The 12,663-nt window shown below is 65.5% G+C and carries 11 protein-coding genes; 1 reads left to right on the forward strand and 10 read right to left on the reverse strand.

Features of this window, described 5'->3' with window-relative positions; genetic code table 11:
* Position 1: 1 nt before the first annotated feature.
* From LZ586_RS14165 to LZ586_RS14200, 8 genes are all read right to left on the reverse strand, one after another.
* Positions 2–2,935, reverse strand: coding sequence for a 2-oxoglutarate dehydrogenase E1 component (locus LZ586_RS14165; protein ID WP_235079820.1), 2,934 nt, complete (start codon positions 2,933–2,935; stop codon positions 2–4).
* A 141-nt stretch (positions 2,936–3,076) separates the two neighbouring features.
* Complete coding sequence (sucD, locus tag LZ586_RS14170) at positions 3,077–3,967, reverse strand: succinate--CoA ligase subunit alpha (protein WP_235076926.1); 891 nt, start codon at positions 3,965–3,967, stop codon at positions 3,077–3,079.
* Positions 3,967–4,488, reverse strand: a complete 522-nt coding sequence (locus tag LZ586_RS14175) for a hypothetical protein (protein ID WP_235076927.1) — start codon at positions 4,486–4,488, stop codon at positions 3,967–3,969. The genes sucD and LZ586_RS14175 overlap by 1 nt, the downstream gene beginning before the upstream one ends.
* 35 nt (positions 4,489–4,523) lie before the next feature.
* Entirely contained in the window at positions 4,524–5,486 is a 963-nt protein-coding gene (gene mdh / locus LZ586_RS14180; protein WP_235076928.1) for a malate dehydrogenase, read from the reverse strand.
* Between the two features lie 226 nt (positions 5,487–5,712).
* Positions 5,713–7,632 (reverse strand): glycoside hydrolase family 2 protein, encoded by a 1,920-nt coding sequence (locus LZ586_RS14185; protein ID WP_235076929.1) that lies wholly within the window; start codon positions 7,630–7,632, stop codon positions 5,713–5,715.
* A gap of 30 nt (positions 7,633–7,662) precedes the next feature.
* Positions 7,663–8,775 (reverse strand): cell division protein ZapE, encoded by a 1,113-nt coding sequence (gene zapE / locus LZ586_RS14190; protein WP_235076930.1) that lies wholly within the window; start codon positions 8,773–8,775, stop codon positions 7,663–7,665.
* Between the two features lie 15 nt (positions 8,776–8,790).
* A complete protein-coding gene (locus LZ586_RS14195) occupies positions 8,791–9,573 on the reverse strand; it encodes a succinate dehydrogenase iron-sulfur subunit (protein ID WP_235076931.1) in 783 nt (260 codons plus the stop codon).
* An 85-nt stretch (positions 9,574–9,658) separates the two neighbouring features.
* Positions 9,659–9,964 (reverse strand): ArsR/SmtB family transcription factor, encoded by a 306-nt coding sequence (locus tag LZ586_RS14200; protein WP_235076932.1) that lies wholly within the window; start codon positions 9,962–9,964, stop codon positions 9,659–9,661.
* 127 nt (positions 9,965–10,091) lie between these two features.
* Here LZ586_RS14200 and LZ586_RS14205 point away from each other — a divergent pair, with 127 nt between their 5' ends.
* Positions 10,092–10,835 carry an SDR family NAD(P)-dependent oxidoreductase gene (locus tag LZ586_RS14205; protein ID WP_235076933.1) on the forward strand — a complete coding sequence of 248 codons (744 nt, stop codon included), beginning with the start codon at positions 10,092–10,094 and terminating at the stop codon, positions 10,833–10,835.
* 125 nt (positions 10,836–10,960) lie between these two features.
* On the opposite strand, the gene LZ586_RS14210 is transcribed toward LZ586_RS14205, so the two are convergent.
* Positions 10,961–11,578: an ATP-dependent Clp protease proteolytic subunit gene (locus tag LZ586_RS14210; protein WP_235076934.1), complete on the reverse strand. Its 618-nt coding sequence runs from the start codon at positions 11,576–11,578 to the stop codon at positions 10,961–10,963.
* Between the two features lie 45 nt (positions 11,579–11,623).
* Positions 11,624–12,553, reverse strand: a complete 930-nt coding sequence (locus LZ586_RS14215) for a C13 family peptidase (protein WP_235076935.1) — start codon at positions 12,551–12,553, stop codon at positions 11,624–11,626.
* Positions 12,554–12,663 lie beyond the last annotated feature (110 nt).

The following is a 12,663-nucleotide window of genomic DNA, read 5'->3' on the forward strand; positions in this document are numbered from 1 at the left end:
CTTAGTTCTTGCGCGTCCGGCGAATTTCTTCGCGGACGTTGTGGCCAAGCGCGTCGGCGACGAGCGCGGCCTGTTCGGTCTGGTGGCGCTTCATCAGGCCCGTGGCCGGCGATGCCGCCGCAGCACGGCCCGCATAGCGCGGACGCTGCGGCGTAACGCCGGCTTCGACCATGCACGCTTCGATGAACGGCTCGACGAAGGTCCAATAGCCGTTGTTCTTCGGCTCTTCCTGCGCCCAGACCACCTCTTCGAGGTTGGTCATCCGCTTCAGGCGCGCGATCAGCGGCTCGCCCGGGAAGGGATAAAGCTGCTCGACGCGAACGATCGCGGTGTTCTGGTCGCCCGCGGCGTCGCGCGCTTCCATCAGGTCGTAGGCCACCTTGCCGGTGCAGAGCACCAGACGGCGAACCTCGCCATCCATCGGCGCCTTCGGGTCCGAGAGCAGCCGGTGGAAATGGCTGTCGCCCAGGAAATCCTCGGTCTTCGACACCGCCAGCTTGTGGCGGAGCAGCGACTTGGGCGTCATCAGGATCAGCGGCTTGCGGAAATTGCGGTGCATCTGCCGGCGCAGCAAGTGGAAGTAGTTCGCCGGCGTAGTGACGTTGGCGACCTGCATGTTGTCGCCGGCGCACAGCTGGAGGAAGCGCTCCGGACGCGCCGAGCTATGCTCGGGCCCCTGGCCCTCATAGCCATGCGGCAGCAGCATCACGAGGCCGTTGGCGCGCAGCCACTTGGATTCGCCCGACGCGATGAACTGGTCGATCATGATCTGGGCGCCGTTGACGAAGTCGCCGAACTGCGCCTCCCACAGCACCAGCGCCTTGGGATCGGCCAGCGCATAGCCGTACTCGAAGCCGAGCACGCCATATTCGCTGAGCGGCGAGTCGAGCACTTCGAACGACCCGTGCGGGATCGTCGTCAGCGGCACGTACTTCGCCTCGGTCTTCTGATCGACCCAGACGGCGTGACGCTGCGAGAAAGTGCCGCGGCCCGAATCCTGGCCCGACAGGCGGACGCCGAAGCCTTCCGACAGCAGCGATCCGAACGCCAGCGCCTCGCCGGTCGCCCAGTCGAAGTTCGCGCCGGAGCGGAACATCTCGCGCTTCGCCTCGATCACGCGGCCCAGCGTCTTGTGGATCTCGTGACCCTCGGGAACGGTGGTCAGCGTGCGGCCGAGACCGTCGAACAGCTTCTGCTCGATGCCGGTATCGACGCTGCGACGCGCGCTCTCGGGATCGGCCGGGGCCGACAGGCCCGACCAGCGGCCGGCGAACCAGTCCGCCTTGTTCGGCGAATAGGACTTGCCCGCCTCGAACTCGCCTTCCAGCAGCGTGTTGTACTGGTTGGTCTTCTCGTCGACGAAGCCCTGGTCGATCACGCCTTCGGAGATCAGGCGTTTGCCATAGATCTCGCTGACACCCGGATGGCTCTTGATCTTGGCGTACATCAGCGGCTGGGTGAAGCTCGGCTCGTCGCCTTCATTGTGGCCGAAGCGGCGATAGCACCACATGTCGATCACGACGTCGCGCTTGAACTTCTGGCGGAACTCGATCGCGACCTTGGTCGCGAAGGTCACGGCTTCGGGATCGTCGCCGTTGACGTGCAGGATCGGCGCCTGGACGCCCTTCGCCACGTCGGACGGGTAGGGCGAGGAGCGCGCGAACTGGGGGCTCGTCGTGAAGCCGACCTGGTTGTTGATGACGAAGTGGACGCAGCCGCCGGTGTTGTAACCGCGAATGCCCGAGAAGCCGAGGCATTCCCAGACGATGCCCTGGCCGGCAAACGCCGCGTCGCCGTGGATCAGCACCGGCAGGACCTGCTCATGCTCTTCCAGGTCGCTGCGCAGCGTCTGCAGCGCGCGCGACTTGCCGAGCACGACCGGGTTCACTGCCTCGAGGTGCGAGGGGTTGGCGACCAGCGACATATGCACCTTGATGCCGTCGAACTCGCGGTCGGTGGAGGTGCCGAGGTGATATTTCACGTCGCCCGAACCGCCGACATCCTCGGGGTTCGCCGATCCGCCGGCGAATTCGTGGAACAGCACGCGGTATGGCTTTTCCATGACGTTGGTGAGCATGTTGAGGCGGCCGCGATGGGCCATGCCATAGACGATCTCACGGACGCCGAGCTGGCCGCCATATTTGATGATCGATTCCATCGCCGGGATCATCGATTCGCCGCCGTCGAGGCCGAACCGCTTGGTGCCGACATATTTCTTGCCGAGGAATTTTTCCCACTGCTCGGCTTCGATCACCTTGGACAGGATCGCCTTCTTGCCATCGGGCGTGAAGGTGATCTCCTTGTCCTTGCCTTCCATCCGATCCTGGAGGAAGCGGCGCTCCTCGACATCGGCGATGTGCATGTACTCAAGGCCGACCTTGCCGCAATAATTCGCCTGCAGGATCTGGACGAGCTCGCGCACGGTCGCCTTTTCCAGGCCGAGCGTTCCGCCGAGATAGATCGGGCGATCGAGATCGGCGCTGGTGAAGCCGTGATATTCCGGCGTCATGTCGGCCGGCAGATCCTGGCGGGCGAGGCCCAGCGGATCGAGATCGGCAGCGAGGTGCCCGCGCACACGGTAGGTGCGGATCAGGAGCATCGCGCGGATCGAGTCACCGGCAGCCTTGGCGATGTCAGCCTCGGACGCCGCCGCCGGGGCGGGGGCAGCCTTGGGCGCGCCGCCCTTGGCGGGCTTGGGCGCAGGCTCCATCTGGGTCGGATCGAGACCGGCGGTGAGCGCGTCGGTGTCGCTCAGCGGCCAGCGCGGATTGGCCCAGCTCGGGCCCGAGGCACTGTTCTCGAGACCTTCGAAGAACTGCTGCCACTGCGGCTCGATACCCGTGGGATCGGCCTTGTAGCGGCGGTACAGCGTTTCGATGAAGGCGGGGCTTACCCCGCCGGCGATCTGCTCGAAATCCAGGCCTTCGTAGCCCATTGTCTTCATCCTCGCTTCTCCTCTCCCCTGATGGGAGAGGGAGGCCCAAGCCGAAGCCTGGGAAGGTGAGGGCGAGATCGCGGCTCGTGCCCGCTCGCCCTCATCCAGCCTCCTCCCATCAAGGAAGGAGGTTCATCCATTTCAACCCTTGAGCACGTCCACCAGCGTCGAGCCGAGCTCGGACGGAGATGCCGCGACGCGGATGCCGGCGGCTTCCATCGCCGCGATCTTGCTCTCGGCATCGCCCTTGCCGCCCGACACGATCGCACCGGCATGGCCCATGCGACGGCCCGGAGGCGCGGTGCGGCCCGCGATGAAGCCGGCCATCGGCTTCTTGCGGCCACGCTTGGCCTCGTCGATCAGGAACTGCGCGGCCTGCTCCTCGGCGTCGCCGCCGATTTCGCCGATCATGATGATCGAAGTGGTCGCGTCGTCGGCCAGGAACAGCTCGAGCACGTCGATGAAGTTGGTGCCGTTGACCGGATCGCCGCCGATGCCGACCGCAGTGGTCTGACCCAGGCCCGCATTGGTGGTCTGGAACACCGCCTCATAGGTCAGCGTGCCCGAACGCGACACGACGCCGACCGAGCCCTTGGAGAAGATGCTGCCGGGCATGATGCCGATCTTGCACTCGCCGGGCGTCAGCACGCCGGGGCAGTTCGGGCCGATCAGGCGCGACTTGGAACCCGAGAGGGCGCGCTTGACGCGAACCATGTCGAGCACCGGGATGCCTTCGGTGATCGCGACGATCAGCGGCACTTCGGCGTCGATCGCTTCCAGGATCGAATCCGCCGCGAAGGGGGGCGGAACGTAGATCACCGACGCAGTGGCGCCGGTCTTTTCGACCGCTTCTGCCACGGTGTCGAAGTTGGGCAGGCCCAGTTCCTCATGCGTCGTGCCGCCCTTGCCGGGAGTCACGCCGCCGACCATCTGCGTGCCGTACTCCAGCGCCGCCTTGGTGTGGAAAGTGCCGGTCTTGCCGGTCATCCCTTGCGTGATGACCTTGGTATTCTTGTCGACGAGGATGCTCATTAGCGCAGGCTTCCTATGGTTCGCAGCTGCATGGAGAAGGAACGCACCTTTCCGTAGCGGCTGATGTTTAGGTGAATAATTTGCCCGGCCCCCGAGGGCCATTCGGCGGTGAGATCGTCGCCCTTGCCGGTCCAGACGGGCGCGGGGAGCGCCAGCCGGCCCGCCGCGAGCGCCGCGAAGGCGCGCACGTCGGGCTTGCCCTTGGCCTGCGCCGAGATCTGGCAGCTGAGTGGTGCCTTGGGAAACGCCGGACCGGGTCGGTACAGGCTGAGCATCAACTCGGCCTTCTGAAACATGCGCGGCAATACGGTGCCGGGCTTGAGGCTGCTGCCCGACGGAATCGAGGTCTGGCGCTCGATGAACCCGCCGGCTTTGGCCGCCTCGGCGACGCGCGCCAAATCCGGGAATCCGGCTCCGCACGTCGCGCCGAAGCTGTCGACCAGCGGCGCTGGATCGGTAATCGGGCCGTAGAGCTGCGCCGATGCCGGACGCGCGCCGACGCAGACGGCGGCGAGTGCCACCGCTACAAGCATGCACGTGCCGGATCGGCGCCGGATCACGCCAGGCTCTCGTCGATGCCCTTGCAGGCGACTAGCAGTTCCTTGACCGCGTCGACCGACACGGTGAGATTGGCCTTGGCTTCGTCGGTCAGCTTGATCTCGACGACCTTCTCGACGCCGCCGGCACCGATGATCACCGGTACGCCGACATAGAGATCGTCGACGCCATACTGGCCGGTGAGGTGCGCCGCTGCGGGCAGGACGCGCTTCTGGTCGTAGAGATAGCTCTCCGCCATGGCGATGCCCGAGGTGGCTGGGGCGTAGAAAGCCGAGCCGGTCTTGAGCAGGCCGACGATCTCGCCGCCGCCCGAGCGGGTGCGCTGGACGATCGCGTCGATGCGCTCCTGAGTCGAGAAGCCCATCTCGATCAGGTCGGGGACGGGGATGCCGCTGACGGTCGAATATTCGATCACCGGGACCATCGTATCGCCATGGCCGCCGAGCACGAAGCTGGTGACGTCCTTGACCGAAACCTTGAACTCCTCGGCGAGGAAGTGGCTGAAGCGCGCCGAGTCGAGCACGCCGGCCATGCCGACAACCTTGTGGTGCGGGAGCCCGGAGAATTCGCGCAGCGCCCAGACCATCGCGTCGAGCGGGTTGGTGATGCAGATCACGAACGCGTCGGGCGCGTTGGCGGCGATGCCTTCGCCAACGGCCTTCATGACCTTCAGGTTGATGCCGAGCAGGTCGTCGCGGCTCATGCCCGGCTTGCGGGCGACGCCGGCGGTGACGATGATCACGTCGGCGCCAGCGATGTCGGCATAGTCGTTGGTGCCGATGATCTTGGCGTCGAAGCCCTCGACGGGCCCGCACTGGCTGAGATCGAGCGCCTTACCCTGGGGAACGCCTTCGACCACGTCGAACAGGACGATGTCGCCCAAACCCTTGAGTGCTGCGAGGTGGGCGAGCGTGCCGCCGATATTGCCGGCGCCGATAAGCGCGATCTTCTTGCGGGCCAATGAACTCTCCTGCTTCCGTAAAGCAACCGCACGGACGCGCATGGGCGTCCATGAACGGGGGCGGCTTAGGCCCATTATAGAGCCTCGGCAACCCGGGATTCGCTTTGCCAGTGATTATATCTGCAAATCGTTCGCAGGAGCAATAAGCTTTGTTCTGCCGATCTCTCTGCCGTCGCAGTGTTGGGCCACTCGATATAACGCGTGCCGCTCACGCTGGTTCGGTAGCTCAGAACGCGGGCGCTTTGCGGCTGTCGTCCGCCTTGTCACCGCGCTGTGCGTTCAGCTTGGCACTGGCTTCGGCACGGCGGCGATAGTCCTCCGACAAGACGTCGAACGCGGCCTTGTGGGCACCGGTCTCCGAGATCAGGCCCTTGCGGTTCCAGCCCTGCTGGTAGACCGGGTGCTGGCGGCGCGGCGAGCGGAAGTCCTTGAGGATCCACGGGCTCATGCCGCGCAGGAACGGCACCTTGGCGGCCATCTCCAGCGTGCGGCGGTAATATTCGGCCTGGAATTCCTCGCTGAACTTGTGCGGGTCGGCGCCGGTGTCGTGATAGCCGGCGAGCGCGTCGGCGCCGAATTCGGAGAAGATCAGCGGCTTGGTCGCGGGCGAGCGCCAGCTGATGTTCGGCAGCTTTGCCAGGCGGTCGTCCGAATACCAGCCGTTATACGTGTTGATCGCGAGCACATCGAGATCCGGGATCAGCGGATCGTCGATGGTCGACACGTCGCCCTCGCGTCGGCTGAGCAACGCGGCAGTGACCAGGCGGCTGTCGTCGAGCGCGCGGACGTCGCCGATCAGCGTACGCAGGAACTTGTTGCGCGCCTCGCCGACCGGGGTTTCGTTGGCGACGCTCCACAGGATGATCGAGGCACGGTTGCGGTCGCGCGTGATGTTCTCCGACATCATCGCACGGGCGGCGGCGAGCGTTTCGGGGTTGTCCCAGGCGACGCGCCAATAGACCGGGACTTCGCTCCACACGAGCAGGCCCATCTCGTCGGCGAGGCGCGTGACCACTTCGCTGTGGGGATAGTGCGCCAGGCGGACGAAGTTGCCGTTGAGCCCCTGCTTGATCTCCGTGAGCAGGGCGCGGGCGGCGGCGGGTGTCATCGCGCGCACCGGGTTCTTGCCCAGTTCCTCCTCGTGCATCGAGATGCCGCGCAGGAAGATCGAGTGGCCGTTGAGCAGGATCTCGTCGCCGCGCACTTCGATCGTTCTGAAGCCGATATGATCGGTCAGCGTGTCTGCTCCGGACTCAACGAGAACGTCATACAGCGTCGGCGCCTCGGGCGACCAGCGCTTGAGGGTCTTCGGGGCGGGGGCGCTGCCGGTCCAGACACCGCGGGCGTCGGTGGTGCCTTCGAACTCGAGGTCGAGCGTAGGGATGCGGACGCGCACGGTGCGGCCGGCCTGGTTGAGGCCGTCGAGGCGCACGGTCGCGGCGATCCGTCCATCATTGGTCAGGCGGATCCAGGCATCGTCGACATAAGTGTCGGGCACGGTGACCAGAGTGACGGAGCGCGTGATGCCGCCATAGGTCTCCCAGTCGGTGACCGGGGGCGGTACATCGGCGTCGGTGCGCGCGGAATCGACCGCGACGGTGATCTGGTTTGTGCCGGCGCGCAGGGCCTTGGTCACGTCGAAGGCGAACGGCGTGAAGCCGCCCGAGTGGCGGCCGATCTCCTTGCCGTTCAAATAGACGCGGGCGGTGTAGTCCGCCGCGCCGAAGCGCAGCAGGGTGCGCTGGCCCGACTTGGGTGCTGCAGCCTCGAAGTTGCGCTGGTACCAGACAAGGCCCTGGTAGAGCCGCATCTCGGGCGCGTGGCCGATCCACGAAGCCGGGAGCTGGGCGATCGGCGAGCGCTGGAGATCGAACTCGAACAGCGCACGCGGGTCGCCGCGCTCGACGTCGGCGATCGTGCGATCCTGCCACCGGCGCGCGCTCGGACCTGGCTCACCGCCGTGAAATCCCGCGAACCCATCGCGGTACGGGTCGATCGACCAGCGCCACGCGCCATCCAGGCTCTGATGCGGGCGCAGATCCGCGGCGACCAGGGCAGGCCGTGGCGGCTTGGACTGGGCCGCCGCTGCGCAGCCGGTCGTCATGGCTGCAAGCCCGATGATCAGCCGGAAAATACGCTGCAACATGCGACCTCCTGTTGGTTGTGCGCGGACGCCTTACTGTGCCCCGTGTCCCTCGGCCAGATAGCTGTCCGATGCCATCTCATGCAGCCGCGAGGCGGTGCGTTCGAACTCGAATGCGCCGTCGCCGGCGGTGTAGAGCTGATCGGGCTCGGCATCCGCCGCGGCGAGCAGCTTCACGCGGTTCTCGTACAGCGCGTCGATCAGCGTGACGAACCGCGCAGCCTCGTTGCGGTTCTCCGGGCCGAGGCGGGGAATGCCGACGACGATCACGGTATGGAAGCGCCGGGCGATGGCGAGATAGTCGGACGCCCCGCGCGGCTCGCCACACAGCCGCTTGAACGAGAACACGGCCACGCCCTTGAGGCATTTCGGCACGTGCAGCGTGCGCCCGGCCGAGACGGGGATTTCCGTCGAAGGGACATGCGCGCGGTCTTCCGGCGGGTAATCGGTCAGCCTGAAGAACGCGGCGGATAGCTCGGCGGTGGCCTCTGGCCCGTTGGGTACCAGCCAGGTGCGCACCTTGCCCAGCCGGTTGAGCCGATAGTCGACCGGGCCGTTCAGCGTCAGCACGTCCATCCGCTCTTCGATCAGGTCGATGAACGGCAGGAACAGGTCGCGGTTCAGCCCGTCCTTGTAGAGGTCCTGCGGCGGCCGGTTCGAAGTGGCGACTATCGTGAGGCCGTGGCGCATCATCTCCGTGAACAGCCGGGACAGGATCATCGCGTCGGGAGGGTTGTTCACCACCATCTCGTCGAAGGCGAGCAGGCGGACATCGTCGGCGAGCGCATCGGCGACGGCGACGACTGGATCGGGAGTATTCTTCTGCCGCTCGACATTCAGGCGCTGATGCACTTCGAGCATGAATTCGTGGAAATGGACGCGGCGCTTGCGGCGGATGTCCACGCAATCGCTGAACAGGTCCATCAGCATCGATTTGCCGCGACCAACGCCACCCCACAGATACAAGCCGCGCGGCGCCTCCGGCTTGCGCCCGGCGAGCCGCCAGAGCACGCTGCCCTTGCGCGGTCCCGCTTCGAGTTCCTGGGCCAAGCGGTCCAGCCGCTCGGCGGCGGACTGCTGCTCAGGGTCTGCGCGGAGCTCGCCGGCGGCGACGAGCTCCCGGTAGCGGGCCAGGACCTTGCTCAAGAGATCAGGCGGCGCTCAGAGCGCGCGCTCGGCCGCCATCTTCTTGACCTCGGCAATCGCCTTGGCGGGATTCAGGCCCTTGGGGCAGACGTTCGCGCAGTTCATGATGGTATGGCAGCGATACAGGCGGAACGGATCCTCGAGCTGGTCGAGGCGCTCGCCGGTCATCTCGTCGCGCGAATCGGCGAGCCAGCGATAGGCCTGGAGCAGGATCGCCGGACCGAGGAACTTGTCGCTGTTCCACCAATAGCTGGGGCAAGACGTCGAGCAGCAGGCGCACAGGATGCACTCGTACAGGCCGTCGAGCTTGTCGCGCTGTTCCGGGGTCTGGAGCCGCTCCTTGCCCGAAGGTGTGGTCGTGACCGTCTGCAGCCAGGGCTTGATCGAGCTGTACTGCGCATAGAAGTGCGTGAAGTCCGGAACGAGGTCCTTGATCACGTCCATATGCGGCAGCGGAGTGATGCGGATCTCGCCCTTGATGTCCTCGATCGCAGTGGTGCAGGCGAGGCCATTGCGGCCGTCCATGTTCATCGAGCACGATCCGCAAATGCCTTCACGGCACGAGCGGCGGAAGGTCAGCGAGCTGTCCTGCTCAGACTTGATCTTGATCAGCGCGTCGAGGACCATCGGGCCGCAATCGTCGAGATCGACTTCGAACGTGTCGTAGCGCGGGTTCTCGCCCGAATCCGGATCGTAGCGGTAGACCTTGAACTTCTTCACCCGCGCGGCCGAAGCCTCCGCCTTGTGCTCCTTGCCCTTGGTGATGCGGCTGTTCTTGGGCAGGCGAAACTCGGCCATTCCGTTGAATCCTTGGACAAACAATGTTTGAGGGGCGGGCTATGCCTTTCGCATCCGCAGTGCAACCCCATTGGGCACGCGATACTCAGCCTTTGTTGGCGAGCACCGTGGCGAGAAGCCCCGGAAAACGCGCGTCGAAATCGGCACAGCGCAACCGGTTGATCCGCTCGCGCCCATCGACGCGAGTCTCGACCAGCCCCGCAGCGCGCAGGACATTGAGGTGGTTGGAGATCGTACTCTTGGGTGTGCCGTCCGCGCACGCTGTGCTCGCATTCAGGCACGGGCATTCGGTGAGCCTGGCGATTATGTCCAGCCGCACGGGATCGGCAAGCGCGTGCAGCGCCGCGGCAAGGCTCACATCTTTCAGATCGGGGTGCACCAAGCGGTCCATGCGTTAGGATATAGGATCATTTCGTCGATTCCATAGTTCGGTAATATTGAACTATCAGAGTCGCTCCCCAGATCAGCGTCCGTCCCGGCAGCCGGCGTTTCGACCGGCTGGGGATCGGAGATACGAGATGTCCAAGAAACTCGCAGGCAAGCGCGCGCTGGTGACCGGCGGATCGCGTGGGATCGGCGCGGCGATCGCCAAGCGGCTGGCCGCCGACGGCGCCGATGTCGTCATCACCTATGCCGGCAATCATGACGGCGCGAACGCAACCGTCGCGGCTATCGAGGCGGAGGGCGTCAAGGGCAAAGCGATCCAGGCCGACGCCGCCGACAAAGCGGCGGTCAAGCGCGCGGTGGATGAGGCTGCCGCTGCCCTCGGTGGAATCGACATCTTGATACACAATGCGGGTGTTGCGACCTTCGCGCCGGTCGGGCCCGAAGCGCTGGACATTTATGATCGCATTTTCAGCGTCAATGTCGAAGGCGTGCTGGCGGGAACCGCAGCGGCTCTCCCGCATCTGGGCGATGGCAGCCGCATCATTCTGGTGAGCTCGGTTTCGGCCGACACTGCAGCGTTCGCAGGCAACAGCGTCTATGCGGCAAGCAAGGCCGCCGTGTCGATGTTCGCCCGCACCTGGGCGCACGATCTGGGCTCGCGCGGCATTCTGGTGAACGCAATCCAGCCAGGACCCATCGACACCGACATGAACCCGGCCGACACCGAATTCGCCGAGAGCGTACGAAACATGGTGGTGCTCAAGCGCTATGGCCGGCCGGAGGAGATCGCGGGGGTAGCGTCGTTCCTGGCCAGCGACGATGCTTCGTACATCACCGGCGCGACCATCGACGTGAGTGGTGGCGCGTTCGTGTAGAGGCCAGTCCTTCCGCAAGGAGGCAAGCGGAGCATGACGGGGGGAGGAAAGCGACGCCAGGAGTTCCTTTACCTCCCCCGCCTTCGCCGTCGGCGCCCACTCCCCCTTGCGCGGGGAGGATCGGGTTAGATGACGTCGAGCACCAGACCCAAGTCGCGCGCCTCTTCCGCTTCGATATACCAGTTGGATGGGGCGCGCTTCTGCACCTCTTCGAACGAGATGTTGGAGCCGGCGACCAAGTCGCGGAACCCTTCCTCCTCGATGCGGATCGAATGTTCGATCTCGTGAAGATTGGCCTGCAGCCCTGCGATCACCGTTTTCAGCGGGCCCTGTATGTTGACCGTTTTGCTGATGATCCGCTCGTGTATCATGATGCGGGTGCCGCGAGTGAGGAACCGCTTATCGACCGGAAAACTCGACATGAAGGTGGCACCGGCGGAATACACGGCGACCTTGCCCAGGAACAGCGTCTCGCGGCCGGTATATTCCCGCAGCAGGCGAAGCTCGTCGCCCATCAGGCGCGCGACTTCGGGGTCGCCGCCCAGCGTCGAGACGGAAACGACCAGCGATCCTTCGACCGGGGCGTTGATGAGTTGCTGCCGGAAATTGACATACATGTCGTGATCGACCGAGCCGTGCAGCACGATGTGCGGAGTAGCGAGCAGCGGATAGCGTGCCGCTCGGCTGGCCGCCTCGGCATCTTCCGCCACGGTCTGAGAGTGGGGCTGATGGAGATCTGTCATAGCAGCGGACAACCGTCCAGGCGTCGGCCAGTTCCCATATCTCAACTAGTTAGCCTGTTCCAGCGCATCCGCAGCGGGGCGCCCGACGGGGGAAGTGGCGGTCGCCGGCATGCGGTCTTCGAGTGGCGCAAGCCAGCGTGCCACGCGGCTGCCGATCACGATCTGCGGCTTCGATGGCGTGAGGCTGCCGGCCGCTTCCCATTTGCCGATGGTATCGCGCGCCTCGGCTCCTGCCGCATCCAAGGGTTGTGGCTTACGTAGCGCGTGATTGATCAGCGCGTCGCCGAAGAAGGTCCAGTCGTTCTCGGCCTGGCATCCGAACGAAGTGCGATCGGCTGAGGCGGCGGTGAGCAGCGCGGTGGTGTCGTTGGCGAGTGCGGGAACGAAGATGCCCGAATAGCAGGCCGAAAGGATCAGCACGCGGTTGCGGATGCCGAGCTCGTCGAGGACGGCGCCGAGCCGGGCAGGGGAGAGGATGCCATATCCCTGATCGCCGTCATGATAGGCGATGCCGACCTGCGCGCCGTGGCTGGTGGTGTAGAGCACCAGCACGTCCTGGTCCTTGTCCATCAGTTCGGCGACGCGGGCGAGGGTGACGGTCAGGGCGTTCAGGCTGCCGTTCGGCAGGTCGCCGGGGCCGCCGCCGACGCTTCCCGCGAGTGTCACCGTACGTCCGGCGGCGTCGAAACGGTGGGACAGCACCCTGGCCGCCTCCCGCGCCTCGCGTCCGAACACCGCGTCGCTGTCGAGCGCGACCGAGACGACATAGGCGTCGACGCGGTCCTTGCGTTGCGGGACCAGCACATGGAGCGCGGCGTCAAGCTTGCGGTGCTCGGCAAGCAGCCATTTGGCCGGGCGGCCGCGTTCGAGCTGCGGACCTTGTGGCAGGGAGTCGTTGATTTCCGCTGGCGTGGCGCCGAGCATCGGCGGCCATTCCTTGTTGTGCGCGGTCTGTGAAGTGGCGGGTGCGGCCACTGCTGCGAGTGCAGACACAGCGGCTAGCCGTACAAGATGAGAAACGCGCATCGGACCGCCCCCGTTCGTCGAACGGAAAACAGTCTGACTGCGTGGAGGATCGAGTCAAG

This window comes from Sphingomonas sp. S2-65, assembly GCF_021513175.1.
Taxonomy (GTDB): Bacteria; Pseudomonadota; Alphaproteobacteria; order Sphingomonadales; family Sphingomonadaceae; genus Sphingomonas.

Coding starts and splice junctions, on each gene's coding strand:
- LZ586_RS14165 (WP_235079820.1), bottom strand. CDS start 2,935: ATGGGCTACGAAGGCCTGGATTTCGAGCAGATCGCCGGCGGGGTAAGC.
- sucD (WP_235076926.1), bottom strand. CDS start 3,967: ATGAGCATCCTCGTCGACAAGAATACCAAGGTCATCACGCAAGGGATG.
- LZ586_RS14185 (WP_235076929.1), bottom strand. CDS start 7,632: ATGTTGCAGCGTATTTTCCGGCTGATCATCGGGCTTGCAGCCATGACG.
- LZ586_RS14195 (WP_235076931.1), bottom strand. CDS start 9,573: ATGGCCGAGTTTCGCCTGCCCAAGAACAGCCGCATCACCAAGGGCAAG.
- LZ586_RS14200 (WP_235076932.1), bottom strand. CDS start 9,964: ATGGACCGCTTGGTGCACCCCGATCTGAAAGATGTGAGCCTTGCCGCG.
- LZ586_RS14205 (WP_235076933.1), top strand. CDS start 10,092: ATGTCCAAGAAACTCGCAGGCAAGCGCGCGCTGGTGACCGGCGGATCG.
- LZ586_RS14210 (WP_235076934.1), bottom strand. CDS start 11,578: ATGACAGATCTCCATCAGCCCCACTCTCAGACCGTGGCGGAAGATGCC.